This window comes from Legionella sp., assembly GCF_965140895.1.
Lineage (GTDB): Bacteria > Pseudomonadota > Gammaproteobacteria > Legionellales > Legionellaceae > Legionella.
This window is the reverse complement of the sequence record NZ_CBCSKT010000054.1, coordinates 48,615-69,631: the sequence shown is the minus strand read 5'-3', so window position 1 is coordinate 69,631 and position 21,017 is coordinate 48,615. Positions and strand designations below refer to the sequence as shown.

Below are 21,017 nucleotides of genomic sequence, written 5' to 3'. Positions count from 1 at the left end.
GCTGGGCTTTAGGACTTGGCGCAGTAATACCATTACTGTGTCCATCGCTATTCACTACCGCACTTTGAATCACCGCTAAAATAGGGTCTTTATCACGTTGCGCATCGGCTAAGCGTTTTAAGATAAGCACACCGCATCCTTCACTACGGACATATCCATCCGCTTTGGCATCATGGGAGAACATTTGAGCAGTCTCAAGAAGCCGTTGTCCTCAATCCTAGAGAGCCAGAGCAGTTTGCATGTCTGTTTAGTAAACACGCAGAAATTCAGGGCATCGTCTATTTATGGGGCTTAGTTGGCACTGAATTTTTCCAAGAGCAACAATTACAAGCGCTCACTGGTGATGATATGCATCAATTACTTAAAAACTCCTGTGCCGGTTTGCTTCATTTAGTACAAACACTCATGCATGACAAACTACAGGCTAAGCTATGGACCATAACCAGAGGAACAACAACCATCACTCCGCCAGCATTACCGCTCTTCTCGCCATTAGTCGGTATGGGAAAAACATTGGTGCTTGAATACCCTGAACTGGATTACCATCATTTTGATGTTGGACTGAAAACAACAACGCAAAACATCGCCTTACAACTGCAGCAATTGCTTGGTCAACATCAAGATGAAGCCATTATTGCATATGAAAACGGTTCATTATACGTACCACGAATAGTCCCTGCATTATTGCCTCCAGTCGCCAATAAAAAAGCATTGGTAAAAAATGGCTCTTATCTCATTACAGGTGGACTAGGTGGGATAGGCACTGTTTTATGTAAATGGCTGATTCAGCAAGGAGTAAACTCGATTATTTTACTGGGAAGACGTCCATTAAGCGATGAAATAACCGCAATGCTTAATCCATTGCGTGTTGATGGTGTACGCATCAACTATATACAAGCGGATGTGAGCGATTGCCAACAACTGCGCCTGGCGTTAACGGAGATGCAAAATACACTGCCTGCAATTAAAGGAATTTTTCATGCCGCCGGCACCTTAAGCGATGGCTTATGGTCACAGCTAACCTGGCAAGATTTTGAGCAGGTCTTCGTGGCAAAAATACAAGGAGCCTGTAATTTGCACCGCTTAAGTGAGGAACTTATCCCTGAGCTAGAACAGTTTGTGATGTTTTCATCAATCAGTTCTTTATTGGGTACCCCAGGACAGGCCAACTATGCGGCAGCGAATGCTTTTCTCGATAATTTAGCCCATTATCGCGTGCAAGCAGGATTGCCCGCATTAAGTATTAACTTTGGCCCTTGGCAGCAAGTAGGCATGACCCGCGATTTAGCTGAATCTTGGTCGGCTTATGGCATTCACAACATTAGTGAAGCCTTAGGCTTAGCCGCATTAAATCAGGCAATGTCAGGGGCTTTCGCCCAATTGTGTTTAATGCCTAATGATATGGCTTCACAGCGAACTCATTTACCTCGCGCCTATAAGAAATTATTGGCCGAGATTATTGCTGAAACTCAAGAAGCCCAACCAACACCTGCCTCAGAAGCAACAAATCCACCCGGTCAATACCTGATTGCGCGCTTAAAGAGTCAACAACCTGAACAACGGCTGCCTGCGTTAACGGAGTTCTTCATGAAGGAGGTTCGCACTATTCTTCGTTTAAAAGAAAGTGATGCATTGCCAATGAGTACCAACTTATTATCACTAGGTATGGATTCAATTCTGGGTATGGAACTAGTACGTCAGCTGCAATCCAAATTGCAGCTGGAAAATTTAAGTATCCAAGCCTTACTGTTTGAGGACCGCTCGCTGGAAAATGTGGTTCACTTTTTGAATGAAAAAATAGGTGATGTTGAGGTGCACGCAGTCACAAGCCTGCCAACGGCAATAGCACCACACCACTTATTACAACTATCGGTGCAGCAAACCCGCATTTGGAAGCATATTCAGGATCAACCCACAAATCCTGTTTATGTAGTGACTAATCAACTCCAACTTGAGGGCGCCGCGGATGTAGCCGTTTTAGAAAAAAGCATGCGACAGGTTATTGAACGACATCCAATGCTGCGTTGCAGTTTTCATATTTCAATGGGAACCCCTTTTCAATTTTGCCATGATCAAATTGACTTTAAATTGCATTACGTCGATCTCCGTACTTTAAAAGAAGGAGAACAAACGCAACAACTCAACCATTTATTGCAAAAAGTACACACCCATACCTTTGATTTGAGCAAAGCGCCCTTATTGGAAAGTTATTTGATTCAACAAGCTGAGGAACGCTACGTTTGGACCGTCAGTGTGAGTCATTTATTAACCGATGGGGGCAGCAGTCTGATTCTGTTTGAAGATATTCTGCATTTTTATGCACAAAATCAAAATCGCACTACGCAAACCTTACCCGTGGCTACACCGTATGAGAATTTTGTGGATTGGCAATTAACCAAGGTAGTTGATGGTACTTATGAAAAATACGTTGCGTTTTGGCGAGATACCTTGCAGAACTATAATCCTCCAGTATTGCCTACGGATAGACCTTTACCACAGCAAGCTTCCGCATTTGGAGCGAAAGAATCGATTCGTATTTCTGAAGAATTACTTAGCAAACTGCAAAATTTAGCCAAACAAAGTCAAGTAACGCTGCCTAATTTGCTGCTTGCAGCTTATGGATTGGTATTGGCACAATTTAGTAAAACAGAGCAAGCCTTTGTTACCGTGCTTTGTGCCGGACGAGAAACTGAAAAATATCAAACAACGATGGGTAATGTGGCGAATGAATTACCCTTGATTATCCACTCTGCTCCTACAATGAACTTCATTGATATGGCCAAGCAATTACAAAACGATTTAGTTCAGTTTTTTGAATATCAGTACATGCAACCCGAACAAATTGCAGCGCAGGATTTACCAGTACCTGACGTATCTTTTGACTTCCAACACGTGACCATCAAGCCTGTTGACCCTGGATTTAAACTGACGCCACTCGCTCAGAATGATTCCAGGATACCACTTTGGGGCACTAGCCCGCGCAAACTATCATTAAAATTTAATTATGATAGAACCTTACTTACTGGATACCTTAAGTATCGAGTTGACCTATATGACCGTGACACTATTTATCATCTGACTACGCAGTTTCTGAAGATAATTGAGGAGGTTGTCGAGAAACCTGAAAATACATGTGGCAATTTAGCTAATTTGTGGAGCTAATTATGAGCAAGTCGTACCTAATAAAACCCCCTTTATCAATATTCAAAGAATATGATGTTCGCAGTAAAGTTGGCGAGGACTTAAATGAAAATACGTATTATACCTTAGGGGTAGCGATTGGAAGTGAACTACAAGAAGTCCACGGATTACATACCCTCTTACTGTCTCGCGACAGCCGTGCAAGTAGCGATGTATTTGCAGAGTCCTTGATTAAAGGTTTATTAGAAAGTGGTACCCGAGTCATCGATATTGGCTGTTTACCAACGCCAATATTGCATTTTGCGATGTTTGATTTGCAATGCCATTCTGGGTTGATGGTTACTGCGAGCCATAATCCAGCCGATTATAATGGCTTAAAACTGACCTTGGCAGACCAGAATTATTATGGGGATAGGCTCTATGGCTTATACCGACGTATTATGGATGAGAAATTTATATTTGATCGAGAAGAACGTGGCAAACTGGTGCAATATCCTGCGGAGCAAATAATTAATAAATACATTCGCCTGGTTAAAGAACGTACGAGCGCCATTAAAAAGCTTCGCGTGGTAGTCGATTGTGGTAATGCCGTGGCGGGCCATGTGGCCCCTCAGTTATTAACCGCCTTAGGTTGTGAAATCATTCCCATATATTGTGACGTACAATCAAGTTTCTCTAATCATCATCCAGACCCTTGCGTAGAAGAAAATCTAACAAGCCTGCGTGAAGTGGTTGTGGAACAACATGCAGACCTAGGCGTGGCCTTTGATGGCGATGGCGATCGCTTAGGTATTGTGGATAACCAAGGCTGTATTATTCCTTCAGATTATTTGCTACTGGCTTTTGCTGATGCTTTACTGAAAAAAGAACCGAATGCCGCCGTGGTATTTGATATTAAATGTACTCAACATTTAAATGAGCACATTCTCACCCACCAAGGACGCCCGATTATGACGCGAACTGGTATGGCGCATATCATGTCGAGTATGTCAGAACATAAGGCGGCGATCGGTGGCGAATACTGTGGACATTTCTACTTTAATGATCGCTGGCTGGAATATGATGATGGTATTTATGCTGCCGCACGCACCCTGGAAATGTTAAGTGAACAGTTACACGATAGTCATACTTTTTTTGAGCAATTTCCAAAATCATTAAGTACTAGCGAATTAAAAATTAACATTGAAGAGCAGCATAAAGAAGAGTTCATGAAGCAGTTGATTATCCATGCTCCAATGTACATTGGAGGAGAACTGGTACAGATCGATGGGCTAAGGGTAAAGCATGACGATGCCTGGGGGCTGATTCGCCCTTCCAATACCGGACCTTATTTAACGCTGCGCTTTGAAGCAAGGACGTATACCGCCATGCAAAAGATTAAAGATTCGTTTGGCAAATTAATTACGACCATTAATCCTTCATTGATCTTACCTTTTTAATGAGACGTTATGAATAAAGAAATACTGGCACTCTTTGACTTTGATGGGACATTAACTACAGGTCTGCCAAGTAGACTGCTCTTTTTAAACTACTTGGCCGGTTTACCGAAAATGCTAAGCAGCCTTGTGTCGAGTATTGCTTACTCAACAAAAAAACAATCAGAACAAGAGCGCTTAAGTTGGCATAATTATCTTGATAGCCTTATTTTAAAAGGCAGAGACAAGCAAGATCTCGATAAGCAAGCCTTGCAGTTTATCGACCAAGTACTCATCAAGAAATTACGTAAAGAAGCGATGGCGCGTCTGGAGTTTCATCAGCAACAAGGGCATCGCTGTATTTTAATTAGCGGCGGCTGGGATATTTATCTCGAACCCTTAGCAAAACAATATCAGTTCCACCACCTAATTTGTACGGAACTGGAGTACGATGCGCGCAGTAATAAAAGCACTGGCCGTATGCGCAATAAGTATTGTACTGGGCAACAAAAAGTCGATGAATTTATAAAACAGTATAGGACTCGAGAAAACTATGAGCTTTATGCTTATGGGGATAGTGTTCATGATAAGGCCTTACTCAATTATGCGGATCATGCTTTTTATCGATGTTTTGAGTAAGCACCGACGCACCGTCATCTCGAATGCAATAAGGGATTACGACTTAACTCAGGGCCAAGCCGTAATCATTCGCTCGTATAAATTACTATTTAGCGATGATTAAAAATCAATTAATTAACAACCAGGAACGCACCGCTTCCCTGGTTTCCTCGACCACCGCCAGCAATTGTTTATATAAAGCTTCCAATAAAGAACTATGGCCTGTTTTATGATAGCGTTCTAAATGCTGACAGGCTTGTACCAATTTTTCAGCACCGCAATAAACAAAACCACTCTTGATGCGATGCACTAATTTTTGCACCGTATGCCAATCGTTTTGGCGATGCGCAGACTCAAGCTCAAGTAAATCGGCAGGAGTTTCCTTATCAATAATTGACGTTAAAATACTCTTAAGCAGATTAATATCACCACCCATATCGTCTAAGGCGCGTTGCACATTAAAAAGCTTATAGCTATCTAATTGAAATAAATGCTCTTCCTTACCTGGCGAATTCGAATCTCGTACTTCAGCCTTTACCTTGGGTTGAGTAGCAATGAGCGCCGAAGCAACTGTCTCGGAAAAATAAGTCGTTTTAATCCCAGCTAACACCTCCGTGGTCATCGGTTTAGTGAACACTTCGTTCATTCCCGCCTCTAAACAACTTCTTTTTATTTTGCCTTCTGAATGCGCCGTTAAGCCAATGATGGGCATTGGTTCTTTGTGTAGTTCGCGTTCAAATTCACGAATTTTTCGTGTCAAATCAATGCCCGATAAGCCAGGTAAACCAAGATCGGTAATAATTAAATCAAAACTTTGGTTTTTTGCCAAATGTAAGGCACTTTCACCATCCATGACACTGGTAAATTGATAGCCTGCGAGCTTAATTAGATTTTCGAGAGTAAATAAAGCAATTTTATTGTCTTCAACCAACAATAAGTTACAAGGTTCGGCAGTTGGGCTAATTTCAGGAGCGCCCCCGCATGTATCGTTCACTCCATCAGCCACGTGAGAGGGCGTTACGTTAAGCCTTGGCTCTGCGATGTTCAATGACAGATCAAAATAAAAGGTGGTTCCTTCGCCAAGCTCACTACTTACCTGAATTTCGCCCCCCAGCAACTCCACATAAGACTGTGCAATATGCAAGCCGACTCCATGCCCAGTATAAGTTCCTTTACTTGATGGGGTTCCCCGATAAAAACGATCGAATATTTTATCTTGTAACTCTTCCGGTATACCTATGCCGGTATCAACAATATGAAATCGAATCCGTGCCTGCATTTCATTTTGCTCTAATAGGTCTAAGATGATTTCCACGCGCCCTGCCTGGGTGAATTTAATCGCATTGCCCAATAAATTAAGTAAAATGCGGTGAATTTTAGTCACATCACTACTTAAACACGCAGGAATCCGTTCATCAATACGAGCCACCAAATCCAATCCTTTAATCAAGGTGGATGGGCGTTCTAACTGCTCGATGTTGTGCACCAATTGCCGTAAATCAAAGGCTTCTTCATGCACATCCGCTTCATTTACATTATCTGCAGACACTACATCTAAAATTCCATTCAGCATGGAGAGTAATTGCGTGCCGCTTTCACCAAGCCAATGAGCATATTGCTTTTGTGATGCATCACTTAGGTTATCCTCTAAGAGCTTGGCCATCCCGACTACCCCAGTTAAGGGGGTACGGATATCATGGCTCATATTAGCAATAAACTCGGTTTTAACTTTATTGGCTAATTCTGAAGATACTTGCGCTTTGGTTAAATCGGTTACATCAACCGAAATTCCTGCAAGCCCCATAATCTCACCGGCCTGATTAAAAATAGGAACTTTACTAACTAAAGTATGAATCACATCACCTGCATCATTAACTAATTCTCCAGGCTGATTAATTACCGCTTTTCCGGTCGCAAAAATCTGTTCATCGGTTGCGCGATATTCTTTCGCTAATTCCCAATCTTGAAACACATCAAAATCATTCTTGCCAATGATGTCTTCCGTCGATTGCAAATTAATGAAATTAGCTGCCATCTGATTGCAACCAATATACTGCAAGTCCCGGTTTTTCCAATAAACATAGCAAGGGATCTTGTTAATAATCCCGTTTAAGTAGTTATACACTTCACTAATGTAATAAGGCAGCGCATATCGTTGCTTAAATTTAAAACCTAAAATCTGCTCACACGCACTTTCCATCGATTGGAACATGCGCTCCTTCTCGGTAACATCGTTCCCCAGCAGGAAGAATTTTTCCTCATTATCAACGCGCGCAACAATGCATTTCCAACTAAGAAAAACTCCATTAATTTCAGTAGGATTTTGATTAATTATTTTGCCATGTTCATCTAAAAGCGTAGGAAGTTTTAAAGTAGACCATAACTCAAAAAAGGACTGATTAGTGCTATTTTGCTCTGCTGTTAAACGCAAAATAGTACCCGCCGCATCATTAATATAATCAATATGCAATTGTTGACTGAGGATAATAAAAGATACATTGAGTAAATCATAGGCTTTACCAAAATTTGGTATTTCTTGTCGAGTTATATTCATCTATTTATTCCCAATACTTTTCTTATCTGCAATCTTGATTCGTCTGGATGAGTTGAGCTAGTTGCCTAATCGTAGGCGCTGTGTACAAATGGTGTATCGACACCGAAACCACAAACATTTTATTTATTTTTTCAATTAAACTTAATGCCTTTAGGGAATAACCTCCTAAAGCAAAAAAATCATCATGGATACCTACTTCCTCAATACCCAAGTTATCCTGCCATAATTGTGCCAATTGCGACTCAACCTCGTTGCTGGGCACTTCATAACTAGTGCTCACATTCAACTCATGGCGCGTCATTTTCGGCTGTGCCATTGGCATTTGCAAGGGTGTTTGCAATAACATCATGCTATAACCTTCCGGTTCATAATTGGAAATGATGACTTGAGTATGAGAACGGGCCATTGCCTGTAGAAATAATTGCTGCCCCTCTGCAGGCGAAATATCATTGCCATGGCCCAAATAGTGCACATCATGCGGACGTTGAGTTTCAACCGCCATTCCTACTTCACGCCAACTATTCCAATTCAAACTCAATATAAACCGAGTAGAAAACAGCCTGGTACAAGCAAAGGCATCCAAACTTGCATTAGCCGCACAATAATCAATTTGCCCTTTTACTCCGGTAATTGCCGCAAGGGAGGAAATTAACACCACAAAATCCAAAGGTATTCCTTGTAATGCTCGTGCTAAATTATAAGTTCCCTGTAACTTAGGTGCTAATACAGCATCAGCCTTGGCTTTGGTTTTTAGTTGAACCAAGCCACTTCCCGCAATCCCCGCCGCATGAATCACGCCATCAATGCGGCCCAACTGCTGTTTATAATAGGCAATGGCTTCGCATAAAGGTGTTTCCTGGTTCACATCGACCTGATGACAAAAAAGCCTTGCACCTAAATCCTGCAATTGCTGTAAACGACTTACTTTAGCATATAACGGGTGCTGGCTATCCTGTAAAATAGCCGCCCATGTTGGAGGGGCAATAACTGGGCTACGGGATAAAAGAATAAATGTCGGCCGAGCAACGTTCTTGGTAATCGCCTCACACAAACTTAAAGCCATTCCCCCTATACCGCCGGTAACCAGATAAACCCCTTCATCTTTAAAACGATTCATGGCAACCGATGCCTTACTTTCAGTATAGGCAAGCTCCCAGCGAAAACCATGACGATAGGCAGTAATCGGGCGATGCCGCACCCATTCTCCCTGCATGCAACTATGCACAAGTTCATTCACTAACAGTGGACTATCAGTGGCTAACTCATCAGAATGAAGATCAAATACTCGATACCTTAAGGTGGGATGCTCATGCATGATCGCCCGACAAGCCCCGATTAAACTGGCATTCGCCGGTACCATGGTTTCGGTACCCAATACAGATTGCGTGCCTCGCGTTACCAACGCACATTGCAAGGGAACTTGCTCGCCAACCTGTTGCAAGTAAGCCTGGGTCAAATAAAGCAGGCTATGAAAACCAAGTGCTAATTGCTGCTCGACTTCGTCATTATGCAGCAGGATTTGCGAGGTATTATCACAAGAAGATAAATGCACCACAATCGGACGCTGCAAGCTATTTTTTAGCGTTTTAAATAAGGTTTCATAATGCGTTTTCTCGGCAGCATTAATGCTAAAATGCGATGCGGAATGAGCCACATACTCTTTAGCAAACTCAACAGAAATCGGAGTTACTCCATGCGTGCCCAGGAAATCCACGATTTGAGATGCAAATCCTTGGCGATCGTAAACGATAATCCAACTATGTGCCGCGACATCATCGACATTAAGTGCTAAAGACTGCAAATATGCCGGTTGATGCGACCAGGCAGGAACATACATTTGCTGATTGCTTGCCGCCCTCTGCATTACATTATCAGGCTCAACCCAATAACGCTGCCGTTGGAATGCATAGGTAGGTAATGGAATACGCTGTCTTTTTTCATGCGCATGAACGCTGTTCCAATCAATGTGAATGCCCTGCTGCCACAAGGCGCCTAAAGCGGACATTAGCTGTTGATAATCCCGCGGCTGAGCAGGGTAATGGGCCAAGATCTGCGTCATGGAAATACCCGTTAGCTCGCGTCCGGCGACTTCTTTGAGAAAAGTACTTAAACTACGACCAGGCCCTACTTCAATAAAGAATGAGCGCGTATCCGCGAGTGCTGTATGCAAACCACCACAAAAGTTTACGGTGTGGCGCATATGGCGATACCAATAGTCAGGATTCGTGGCCTCCTCCTTGGATAACCAGGTGCCAGTCACATTTGAAATAATCGGTATGGTCGGCGCAGACAAAGAAATATTAGTCAGCATTTCTTTAAATGGTCGTTCCACGGACTCCATAAAACGACTATGAAACGCATGGCTCACCTGCAATTTTTGATAATGTTTGCCCAAGCTCGACAAATGCTGGATCAATGCACTAATTTCAGCGGCCGAGCCTGATGCAACACAATGATTGCTGGCATTATGCAGAGCCAACTCTATAGCAATAAGCTGCTGATACGCCCTAAATTCTTCCGCGGTGCATTCAATCGCCAGCATATCGCCGCGCTCGACACTGGCCATTAATAAGCCACGTTCACAGACCATAATAATCGCATCTTCAAAAGAAAAAACGCCAGCCAAACACGCAGCAACGTATTCACCAATGCTGTGCCCAATAAGCACATCCGGCTTCACCCCATAACTCATTAATAATTGAGCCAAGGCATATTCAATGATAAATAAAATTGGTTGGGCATACTGGGTTTGATTTAAACGGGCATCACCTGGCGTTCGAATCAATTCCAACAGATCGCAATTGATGTAATTCTGGGCAAGATTTATCCCCTGCTCAACCAACAACGCAAAGAAAGGCACTTTTTCCATCAGCGTCATCGCCATTAAAGGATACTGCGTACCCTGTCCTGGAAACATAAATACCACATTGGGACTGTGTTCATGACATTGCACGATGGGGCTTTGACTTAGGCCGTGAATTAATTCATCTACGCTTTTGCCAACCGCAAAACGACGCCAGGAAAAATCTTCTCGTCCTTTTTGCAAGGTATAAGCAACATCAGCCAAGTTAATTGCGGGTGCTTCTACCATTAAATACTGTACTAGTTTTTCCGTATTTTGCTGCAGGGCACGTTTGTTTTTCGCAGAAATAATAAGGAGCTGCTCTTTATTGACAACCGTAGCGCTGGGTTCTTGGCTATGCTCACTCAATACCATATGAATATTAGTACCGCCGACGCCAAAAGAACTGACTCCCGCATAGCGCTGCCCGCCCATAACCTGCCAATCCTGCAATTGGGTATTGATCACAAAAGGACTGTCTTGCAAAAATAAAGCAGGATTGGGCTTAAGGAAACCGCACATAGGAGGAATTTGGCGATGATGCAAACATAAGGCCACCTTAATCAGCCCCGCAATTCCGGAGGTTACATCGGTATGACCAATATTGCCTTTGACAGAACCCAAGCAACAAAACTGTTTGCGTTCTGTTTGCTCGCGATAAACCGCAGTTAAAGCCCCTACTTCCACCACATCCCCCAGAGCGGTTGCGGTACCGTGGGCCTCGAGATAGCCCACCTCATCTGCCTTTATTTGTGCCTGCCCCAAAGCGTCCCGGATGCATGACATTTGCCCGCGGGTACTTGGCGCTGTAAATCCTAGCTTGTCGGAACCATCATTATTAACACCGCGCCCCTTAATTACGGCATAAATGGTATCGCCATCAGCAAGAGCATCCGCTAAGCGTTTTAAAATAACAACACCAACACCATTGGAAAAAACCGTACCATTAGCGACATCAGAAAAAGGACGACAATGCCCATCGGGAGATACGATACTCCCATGTTGATAGACATAAGCATCCGTCTGAGGCACCACAATCGATGCAGCCCCCGCCAACGCAATATCACTGTAGCCGAGAATTAAATCCTGGCATGCATGATCTACCGTAGCTAAGCCCGTAGAACATGAAGTATTCACATTAATACTGCGGCCTTTGAGATTGAGGCGATAAGAAACTTGGGTACTGAGCATGCTGGCACTGGTAGCGATTCGCTGTTGTAAGGGATCATGCTCCTTATTAAACCAAGTGCTTTTTAAGAGATTCTCTTGCAAATAAGTACTGTCCGACATCCCGGCAAAAACACTAATCGATTGCGCTGCTAATTTTTCTGGAGCAATGGCTGCGTGTTCTAATGCTTCCCAGGCACATTCAAGAAAAACTCGTTGTTGCGGATCGGCAATTTGTGCATCACCTGGGTTAAAACCAAAAAAGTTGGCATCAAACTGCTCAATATCACGGAGAATTCCTCGTACTGGAACAAAGTGTTTTTCAGCAACACTGCCAGTTTGATTTAGCAATTGTTCTTGCTCAAATCGCTGTAAACTTTCCTTACCTAAACACAAATTATCCCAATATTCCTGCAGCGAATTAGCACCGGGAAAACGGCAGGACATACCCACAATAGCCACTTCATTGCCAACTGCATCTTTACTTGTTTTTAGCGTGGGAACCTCGATTTGTCCCTCAAGATAGCAACTTAATTTATAAATGGTTGGGTGCGAAAAAATATCAGCTACTTGCAATTCCGATTGTAATTCCTTGTTAATCTTGCTGCATGCTTCAGCAATTAGCAGGGAGTTTGCTCCCAATTCAAATAGATTTTTATGAACATCAATAACCTTGCGGTTTAATAAATGCTGCCAAATTTTTTTGATCGCCTCTTCAATCATGCTGGATGAAGACGTATCAACATGGAATGACAAATCCGTATGCGGCAGGGAATCCAATTTGGATTTATCCACTTTTCCCACTAAAGTCAGCGGCAACTCCTCCACCATAACGTACTTGGCCGGCAACATGTAAGGAGGCAATACCTCACTTAAAAAATTGCGAAGCTCATCGGCACTGACCGCCGTCTCTTGAGTCGATAAAATAATATAGGCAGTAAGCATCTTGTGCGAACCACCACCAATCTCAACTTTAACCGCAGCCAGACTAATTCCAGGAAAACGCATGAGTTGCGTTTCAATTTCATTCAAATGAATACGAAAGCCACCAATTTTAACCTGATCATCAAAACGCTCGAGAAACAAATACTCCCCAGAGGCAAGTTGCCGCACCCGGTCACCGGTCTTATATAAACGCTGGAACGGCTCCGTCTGACAAAAAGGATTGGTAATAAATTTTTCATCATTCTGTTTTGGCGCATTATGATAACCTAGCGCTAAATTAATGCCACTGACATACAGCTCACCCTCAGTAACTGGCTGTTTATTTTCGTCAAGTACATACATCTTTACATTATTAATGGGAGTACCAATACTAGACAGTAAATCATCTGACAACAGGCTGTGTTCGTCTACGCGCTGCCGACACGCATAAGCGGTGGCCTCGGTGGGGCCATAACCATTGATCAGTTCAATCGCTAAAGCCCGCTCTTTACGGTAGGCTAAAAATTTTTTTAATAGGCCGACATTAACTTGTTCACCGCCAAAAACAATGACGCGAATGCCATCAAGGGTTGCCACTGCCGATTTAATCAGCTGATGAAAGAAGCCGGTAGGCAAACATAAATAGCCTACCTGATGCGCTGCAATAAACTGTTTAAGCTGTGCCGGCTCGGTTCTGATCGCATAAGGTACAATGGCCAGATTCGCGCCATTAAGCAAAGCGCTCCATACCTCAAAGGGACTGGCATCAAAGGCAAGATTACTAAACTGGGCAATAACATCCCCTGCACGCAAACGAAAATCATTTTGTTCGCTCACGAGATTAACCACTGCCTGGTGCGGAACAATAACTCCTTTAGGCCTTCCAGTAGAACCTGAGGTGTACATCATATATAAGGGCGAAGCGGGCGCGATAGGAATAGCCAAGTTTTCTCGCGAAAAACTAATGGATTCCATATTCAAGTTTTTGATTAGATGAACTATTCCTTTATCTTCACCAATTAGAGGAAGGTATTGTTCATTAGTAATAACCAGCTTCGGCTGAGCATCATCTAAGATCTCGACCAATCGGCCAGGTGGCGCCAAGGCATCTAAGGGTAAATAGGCAGCCCCTAGTTTTACTACCGCCAACATGCTGACAATAAAGTCAATTCCAGGCTCTAATAAGATACCCACAAACTCACCGGCACACACTTGGTGTTTTTTTAGGCAGTTCGCCAGCTGATTCGCTTTTCCATTGAGGGAATTATAGCTAACCTGTTTGTCGCGCTCACTAATAGCAAGGTACTGCGGCACGAGCTGTACCTGTGATTCAAATAGTTCAATTATATTATGTTTATAAGCGGTCTTAAGGTTTCTCATTGAACTAACCCTTTGTATATTATTCTAAAAAACGCAAAAAAACATGCCCATCCTGATGCCGAGAAGTCCGGAATTATCTAGTATAAATGATTTAAAATTAAACAGCCATAAAAACACTTAATATTTTCTTAAGCTTTGTGCTGATAACAACCATAATGACAGAGTTAAGCGCCATTGTATTAAGTTAAGACATCATCCCGAACGTGACAAGGTTTTTTCTTAAGAAAAACTTAGGTTGCATCAGCACATTCCAGCACATCATCATTTAGAATAGTTTAAAAGCAGACTTCATTCAGCTAATATATGACAATCTTCTCTTAGCTAAGACGATTATGCGCACGATGAGCTTTCTTGATACCTTTATATCTGAAGTAGACAACGCGCTACGCACGGTATTACCCCCTGGCAAACGAGTCAGTACTCGACATTCTCCAGCAGTGGAAATCGAAGACACCCGACTAAGCTTGCAAGAAAAAAAACATGTTGCCGGCTTAATGCGGGTTAATCATGCCGGAGAGGTATGTGCCCAAGCCCTTTATCAAGGACAAGCCTTAACCGCTCAACTGACGCACATCAAACAACAAATGAGTGATGCTGCTGCCGAAGAGGTAGATCACCTCGCCTGGTGTGAAGAACGTCTCTATGAATTAGGCTCTAAGCCCAGTATTCTTAATCCAATATGGTACAGCGGCTCTATCGTGCTGGGAGCCATGGCGGGATTTGCCGGAGACAAGGTCAGTCTGGGTTTTGTTGCCGAAACCGAGCGCCAAGTGACCGCACACTTAAAACATCATTTGCAAAAGTTACCCGCACAAGATAAAAAATCACAAGCTATACTAAAACAAATGCAAGCAGACGAAGAGCAGCACGCAACGATGGCAATAGAGTCTGGGGGTATTGAACTTCCCATTCCGATTAAACGAATAATGAGCATGGTATCTAAGTTGATGACGCGCAGTAGCTACCATATATAACAACATTAAAAAAACTGGAGCTTATTGTATATGGATCATACCGCCGTGCTTCTACTCTTTGTAATTTTTGTCGCGTTTTGCTTTGACTTTATCAATGGCTTTCATGATGCAGCAAACTCGATAGCAACTATTGTGACGACTAAGGTGCTTAGCCCGCGGCAAGCAGTTATATGGGCGGCATTTTTTAACTTTATTGCCTTCTTGGTCTTTAACTTAACGGTGGCAAAAACTATTGGCCAAGAGCTGGTTGATCCTCAGATTATTAATACACATGTAATTTTGGCTGCGTTACTTGGAGCTATATTTTGGAATTTGACCACCTGGTATTATGGCCTTCCCTCAAGCTCCTCGCATGCACTTATCGGTGGTCTAGCAGGAGCCGCAGTTGCTAAAAGCAGTTTTGCTTCGTTGAAAATAGCAGGCTTTACTAAGGTCATTGGCGGTATTTTTATTTCGCCAATATTAGGATTAATTATGGGCCTGCTCATTACTTACGGCGTGAAAAAATTTTTCCCGCGCCGACGCAAAGCAGGGATAAAACGATGGTTTAGTGGGGCCCAATTGTGTACCTCAGCCTTGCTCAGTTTGACCCATGGTAGTAATGATGCCCAAAAAACCATGGGTATCATCGCCGTGTTGTTATTTTCAAACAATTGGCTTGAAGGCTCTTTCTATGTTCCCCTGTGGGTAGTCATTTCATGTCAAGCCGTAATTAGCCTAGGTACGTTGTTTGGCGGCTGGCGTATTGTCCATACTATGGGTACTAAAATTACCCGCCTTAACGCCATGAGAGGCTGTGCGGCAGAGAGTGGGGCTGCGATTACTTTATTTCTCGCCACTCATTTTGGAGTGCCGGTTTCCACAACCCATACCGTAACTGGAGCCATAACTGGGGTAGGCCTAACTCAAGGTTTTAAAGGCGCTCATTGGAATGTGATACGTCGAATTTTCTTTTCCTGGTTATTGACCGTTCCTGCGGCTGGGATGATTGCTGCTGCGTTGATATGGTTGGGGATATAGAAAATTAGGCTGTTTGTGAACGGGAACGTAACCGCTTCCGGGTAATTAAAATCATTCTCCTTAACCGCCATCAAAATAACCTGGTTTTAAATTTCCTTTCTTTTTTGCTGATTACGCTATACTTAAAAAAAGCGATTTAATAGGCATAAATTATTTTATGTTGATTAAACCAACAGCGCTCATGGATTTTTTTATATGAGGCCAGGATCACAAATGTCTAAGCCCCTTAATAAACATAATTTCACTCAAACACCGCAATTAACATTAAGCGAAAAACGAGAAATTGATAAAAAGATAGAGTTTGAAACGTCACTCTCTTTTCATAGCATGGTTAAACTTGGTGCATTTGCAAATATAATAGGAGCCTTCCTTTATGTTCTGGCTCTATATAATTCAGCTGAATCGCGATTAAGCATCTATTGGTACTTTATTTTGGTCGCTGCGAATTTACTCAATGTCACATGGGGACTTCGTTTTGAATACAGTCATATTACTTTGGCGGAAATCCGTAAATGCCGCAAAGGATTTCTCTATTTGCTCATCGCAATTTGCTTGAGCTGGGGAAGTATCGGCATCTTATTTATGAATAGCCCCCAACAACAGCTCACGACGATTATCTTTTTGTCAGCCGTGTTAATTTGCTTTTCGTTCTCAACGGCAATGGATTTGACTATGGGGCTTTCCAGTATTGTCAGCTTACTAGCACCCACGATTCTTTATCATATAGCCTTCTCTCCAGATATTGCAGAAAGTCATCATATCAATATGCCCATTACCGCCGCTTTTTTGATACTGGGGCTATTCATGACCATAGCCTGCTTTATTGGCAATAAAATCATTCGCCAGGTCGTTCGTCTAGGCTATGAAAATGAATTACTGATGGAAAAATTGACCAGCATGAACGCCATTTTGGAACAACGAGTAAAAGAACGTACTGAGGAACTAGAAACTTCATTAAAATTAGTTACCTACCAGGCAACCCATGATTTGTTAACCGAATTGCCAAATGAACGCTTGCTCTATGAGCAAATACATCTCGCCACTGAAAATGCCATGAACAAACATTATAGTTTCGCGATCGCCTGCTTTTCCCTTAATGGCATGATAAAAATTAATGACAGTATTGGCCATCAAGCCGCTGCAACTATTATTTATCGCATTGCCCAACGATTTGCACTACTCTTTGGCAAAAATAACCAATATTTCATTTCATTATTACGCCAAGACGTCTTTGTAATCTTAATTGATGCGATTTCCGATGAATTGGATATAAGCACCAGCGTGCATGATTTTTTTGCGGTAATCAAAGATCCCATATATGTTGCAAAACAAGAATTGAAATTAACCGCAAGCATTGGTGTAAGTATCTTTCCCCTCAATGGCAGGGATGCAGATACATTGATCACCAATGCCGAAGCAGCTCGCGTATTAGCCGCTCAAAGCGGGGGAAACAGTGTACGTATTTACAATACCGTAATTAATGCAGATGCCACCCGACAACTCAACATAGAAAATCAACTCTATCGTGCGATTGAGAAAAATGAATTAACCTTAAATTATCAGCCTTTTATTGACCTGGAAACCGGAACCATCTGCGGTGCCGAAGCCTTACTGCGTTGGAAGAATCCGATCTTAGGCAAAGTATCACCAATAGAATTTATCCCCATTGCGGAAATGAATAATATGATCATTCCCATTGGCGAGTGGGTATTACGTACCGCCTGTCTGCAATTAAAAAAATGGCAAGAACACGGTTTTACAAACTTCAAAATGTCGGTGAACTTATCAGCAAAGCAATTAACACAACAGAATCTGGTCGAGTGCATTGCAGAAATACTAGCCACGCAAGACTTAGATCCGAAATATCTGGAATTAGAATTAACCGAATCAGAAGCCTTTAAGAGTGAAGCCATCCCTATTGTAAATAAATTCAGGGAAATGGGTATTTCTTTGGCAATTGATGACTTTGGTACGGGCTATTCTGAATTTAGCAATCTGAAACTGTTTAAAGTAGATCAGATTAAAATAGACAAATCCTTTATTCAGGATATTGATGTCAATACCGACAGCCGTAACATTGTGTGCAACACCATCGCCTTAGCCAACAGCATGGAAATTAAATGCCTGGCCGAGGGCGTGGAAACCATAGAGCAAATCAACTTTTTGAAAGAAAACGGCTGCCACATCATACAAGGATTTTATTTCAGTCCGCCCCTAGAGGCTAAAGAATTTTTTAAGCTATTAAAAAAATATTCAAAAGCAGCTCATTAAAAGCTGGCGAATAGCTAAATGGTTTATTTCTGGTTATAGCCTGGGTTTTCAAAGCTTACGACTACATAGGTTTTACCTTTCTCTTTAAGTAGCTCATAACCAACAAGCCCTGCTAAAATGCCCCCCCAAAGAATAACCGGTTAAATACAGTTAATTATACGATTGGGTACGGATAAATTCGCGCAACCTTAGGAATACCCCGCGTTGACTACGCGTGTCCTCCACCAATTGTTTGGCTATGATTGTCATACCCCCACAATACCCGATGTAAATTAGAGTTACGGTTTCTTAGGCGGCATGTTGGTTTTTTGACTAGAATCAGGGGTAGTTTTGACCTTTTTAGATTCATTGCAGGAAAAAAAACTAAAGTCCATCTCATTCGTTTTCCTTTTATGGGGATTATTATCCAGTAAGCAAAGTAGAACCTCTTCTTCCACGATGCATGCGATATCATAAGGGGTAATGTTGATCGTTTTTTTTGTCATACAATGATGTTGTTTTATGAATTTTTCCATGTTGTTAATAATTCGTTCAGAGTATTCACTGGTAGCAATTTTCTCAGAACAATGCAGGGCTAGTCTCCTAAGGTTTTCTTCCGTTATTTCGCAGGCTGAATACACATTTACTCTTGCTTTGATCATCTGATCTAATGCATCAATACAACCATATTGAGCTGCTAAAAAAGCAGGGGAGACTCCATTATCTAATAGAGCATTCAAATCCACTCCAAATTGAGCCAAGGTGGCAACAGTTTCACCATTGTCCATTTGGACTGCAGCATGAAGAGGGGTATAGCCATTATCATCTCTTAAAGAGGGATCTGCTCCGAGCTTAATCAACAATACAATAGCCTCAATATTATTTCGTTGGGCGGCCATATGCAGCGGTGTTTTTCTATCGTCATTCCCTAAATTGGGATCTGCCCCCATATTAATAAGAACTTCTATTGCTGCGAGGTTATTTTGTTTAGCCGCAACGTGAAGGGGAGTAACGCCATTATCATCAGCAATATTAGGGGATACTTTGAGGTTGAGAAGAGTAGCTATTACTTCAACATGATTTTCTATAGCTGCGGCGTGTAGTGGAGTTGCTCCATCATTATCTCCCAAACAAAGATCCGCTCCAAGTTGCTCAAGTGCGGTGATGGCAAGGGAATGTCCTTTTTTAGCTGCAATATAAACCGGTGTAGCCATGGTAGCGCTGTTCCCTTTATTGATATCAGCTCCTTTCTTGGCAAGGAGTGATATGCTGGCTACATCACCGTTCCTTGCGGCAAGAAAAAGTGGCGTGTAGCCTATACTTAAAGTATCTACATCAATTCCATTGACACACAGAAAATCTATAATTTCTAAGTCGCCATATTGCACTACCAAGTAGATTAATGGATAACCACCATAATTTTTAGTCAGGCTAAGTCCATATTTTAACGATTCAACGAGAACCCAAATATGTTCGTGTTGAGCGGCAAGATAGATTAAGTCATACCCCTCATATTCTCGTTTTAAAATGTCTTCGGTTAATACTAATTCTTCATTGAATTGATCAAGGGCAGTAGTTACTTTAGCTAATAATTCATTATCGCCCGTAGTAAAAATAGCGGTATTAAAGCCAATATATGAAGAAGCAGGATCTTCTCCAATTAATGCATTAGCTATTTCTTCAGCCAATAAGAGCGTTTCTTCTTTAGCCAATGTTAAAGGGGGATATTGTTCCGTATCCATGAACTGCCATCCAACTCCGGGGGTATAGGATAGTGCAACAGTATGGTCAAATCCGCCTATAATCATTCCCCAGCGTTCTATTGAGGAGTTATTCGTAGAGCTATCCAGTACATCACCGAGTTTATCAAAATATACCTTGACTTCTTCTTTTGTATACATTCCCGGATAGGAATATATTTTATGTAATCCGCCTCGAGAGCGCATTGCATCAGAAGTGATAATATCTGAAACAGATTCAACGTCTGATTGAGTCAGTAACCTACCAAAAAGAGAAGTGTAAAAATCAGGAAATTGTTGTAATACCATATGCTCAAAAAAAGCTTGAATATCCAGTAGTTTCTTATCTTCTTCGGCTAACTGTTCTTCTGTTTTATCTTGTATCTCTTGGGTTTGATTAATTAACGAATGGCCATAAGAATGAATTTCTTTAATCCGGTTTTCAAATAAGTTTTCTTCACCAACCAAGTATGCTTCAAGCCATCGAACCGCAAATCCATGACAAGAGCCATCAGGTGAAGGGAAACCGAATTTCTCTTGTAACAAAATTAATAATAAATGGGTACGTAACTGCATATTAATCAGCGGAAAACAAGAGGAGATAAAAAATTATAATTTATGATCAAATAAAGATCAAGGTAATTGGCAATTTATTTAGCAGGCATCGTCAATTTAACTTATGTTAACGCAGAAACGAGCGTCTGGTTGAATTTTAGGCGCATTGATTGTCTCGTGAAGCGTCACCGCGCTCCCCAAGCACGTAAACCATAGCATCGGGTACTTTTTAAAGAGTAACCGTGAGTGCGTGGCATATTGTGAGCAAAGCCACGTTCATCGAGGTAAATCAGGGGACGTCCTTCTTTTTGATAAGCAGCGATTCTTCTTTGAAATGAACCGCGCTTCTCTTCATCTGTTTTAGGGTGATTCCATGTTTTTTTATAGCTTTACCAAAATAATATTCAGTCCTTGAATATTATTGGTGTGCCTGTGGCA

At 42.1% G+C, this 21,017-nt stretch carries 9 protein-coding genes and 1 pseudogene; 6 read left to right on the top strand and 4 right to left on the bottom strand.

Annotation, left to right across the window (positions count from 1 at the left end):
- Positions 1 to 199: pseudogene (locus tag ACQY7T_RS06940) on the bottom strand (beta-ketoacyl synthase N-terminal-like domain-containing protein); the annotation flags it as partial.
- Here ACQY7T_RS06940 and ACQY7T_RS06935 point away from each other — a divergent pair.
- From ACQY7T_RS06935 to ACQY7T_RS06925, 3 genes are read left to right on the top strand one after another with little or no spacing between them, the layout of a single operon-like run.
- Entirely contained in the window at positions 136 to 3,162 is a 3,027-nt protein-coding gene (locus tag ACQY7T_RS06935; RefSeq protein WP_428412227.1) for an SDR family NAD(P)-dependent oxidoreductase, read from the top strand. The pseudogene ACQY7T_RS06940 and the gene ACQY7T_RS06935 sit on opposite strands and share 64 nt — an antisense overlap.
- A gap of 2 nt (positions 3,163 to 3,164) precedes the next feature.
- Positions 3,165 to 4,580 carry a phosphomannomutase/phosphoglucomutase gene (locus tag ACQY7T_RS06930; RefSeq protein ID WP_428412225.1) on the top strand — a complete coding sequence of 472 codons (1,416 nt, stop codon included), beginning with the start codon at positions 3,165 to 3,167 and terminating at the stop codon, positions 4,578 to 4,580.
- Between the two features lie 9 nt (positions 4,581 to 4,589).
- A complete protein-coding gene (locus ACQY7T_RS06925; protein WP_428412224.1) occupies positions 4,590 to 5,195 on the top strand; it encodes an HAD family hydrolase in 606 nt (201 codons plus the stop codon).
- A gap of 106 nt (positions 5,196 to 5,301) precedes the next feature.
- Here ACQY7T_RS06925 and ACQY7T_RS06920 read toward each other — a convergent pair whose 3' ends face one another.
- Together ACQY7T_RS06920 and ACQY7T_RS06915 are read right to left on the bottom strand one after the other, a co-directional pair.
- Complete coding sequence (locus ACQY7T_RS06920; protein WP_428412223.1) at positions 5,302 to 7,728, bottom strand: ATP-binding protein; 2,427 nt, start codon at positions 7,726 to 7,728, stop codon at positions 5,302 to 5,304.
- Between the two features lie 22 nt (positions 7,729 to 7,750).
- Positions 7,751 to 14,041, bottom strand: coding sequence for an amino acid adenylation domain-containing protein (locus ACQY7T_RS06915; protein WP_428412222.1), 6,291 nt, complete (start codon positions 14,039 to 14,041; stop codon positions 7,751 to 7,753).
- 332 nt (positions 14,042 to 14,373) lie between these two features.
- Here ACQY7T_RS06915 and coq7 point away from each other — a divergent pair, with 332 nt between their 5' ends.
- The 3 genes from coq7 to ACQY7T_RS06900 all read left to right on the top strand — a co-directional run bounded on the left by coq7 (position 14,374) and on the right by ACQY7T_RS06900 (position 18,306).
- Positions 14,374 to 15,015 carry a 2-polyprenyl-3-methyl-6-methoxy-1,4-benzoquinone monooxygenase gene (coq7, locus tag ACQY7T_RS06910; protein WP_428412221.1) on the top strand — a complete coding sequence of 214 codons (642 nt, stop codon included), beginning with the start codon at positions 14,374 to 14,376 and terminating at the stop codon, positions 15,013 to 15,015.
- Between the two features lie 30 nt (positions 15,016 to 15,045).
- Positions 15,046 to 16,035: an anion permease gene (locus ACQY7T_RS06905; RefSeq protein WP_428412220.1), complete on the top strand. Its 990-nt coding sequence runs from the start codon at positions 15,046 to 15,048 to the stop codon at positions 16,033 to 16,035.
- Between the two features lie 213 nt (positions 16,036 to 16,248).
- Entirely contained in the window at positions 16,249 to 18,306 is a 2,058-nt protein-coding gene (locus tag ACQY7T_RS06900; RefSeq protein ID WP_428412219.1) for a putative bifunctional diguanylate cyclase/phosphodiesterase, read from the top strand.
- Positions 18,307 to 18,584: 278 nt separating this feature from the next.
- Here ACQY7T_RS06900 and ACQY7T_RS06895 read toward each other — a convergent pair whose 3' ends face one another.
- Positions 18,585 to 20,600: an ankyrin repeat domain-containing protein gene (locus ACQY7T_RS06895; protein ID WP_428412218.1), complete on the bottom strand. Its 2,016-nt coding sequence runs from the start codon at positions 20,598 to 20,600 to the stop codon at positions 18,585 to 18,587.
- Positions 20,601 to 21,017 lie beyond the last annotated feature (417 nt).

Coding starts and splice junctions, on each gene's coding strand:
- ACQY7T_RS06915 (WP_428412222.1), bottom strand. CDS start 14,041: ATGAGAAACCTTAAGACCGCTTATAAACATAATATAATTGAACTATTT.
- ACQY7T_RS06895 (WP_428412218.1), bottom strand. CDS start 20,600: ATGCAGTTACGTACCCATTTATTATTAATTTTGTTACAAGAGAAATTC.
- ACQY7T_RS06920 (WP_428412223.1), bottom strand. CDS start 7,728: ATGAATATAACTCGACAAGAAATACCAAATTTTGGTAAAGCCTATGAT.
- ACQY7T_RS06925 (WP_428412224.1), top strand. CDS start 4,590: ATGAATAAAGAAATACTGGCACTCTTTGACTTTGATGGGACATTAACT.
- ACQY7T_RS06905 (WP_428412220.1), top strand. CDS start 15,046: ATGGATCATACCGCCGTGCTTCTACTCTTTGTAATTTTTGTCGCGTTT.
- ACQY7T_RS06930 (WP_428412225.1), top strand. CDS start 3,165: ATGAGCAAGTCGTACCTAATAAAACCCCCTTTATCAATATTCAAAGAA.
- ACQY7T_RS06900 (WP_428412219.1), top strand. CDS start 16,249: ATGTCTAAGCCCCTTAATAAACATAATTTCACTCAAACACCGCAATTA.
- coq7 (WP_428412221.1), top strand. CDS start 14,374: ATGCGCACGATGAGCTTTCTTGATACCTTTATATCTGAAGTAGACAAC.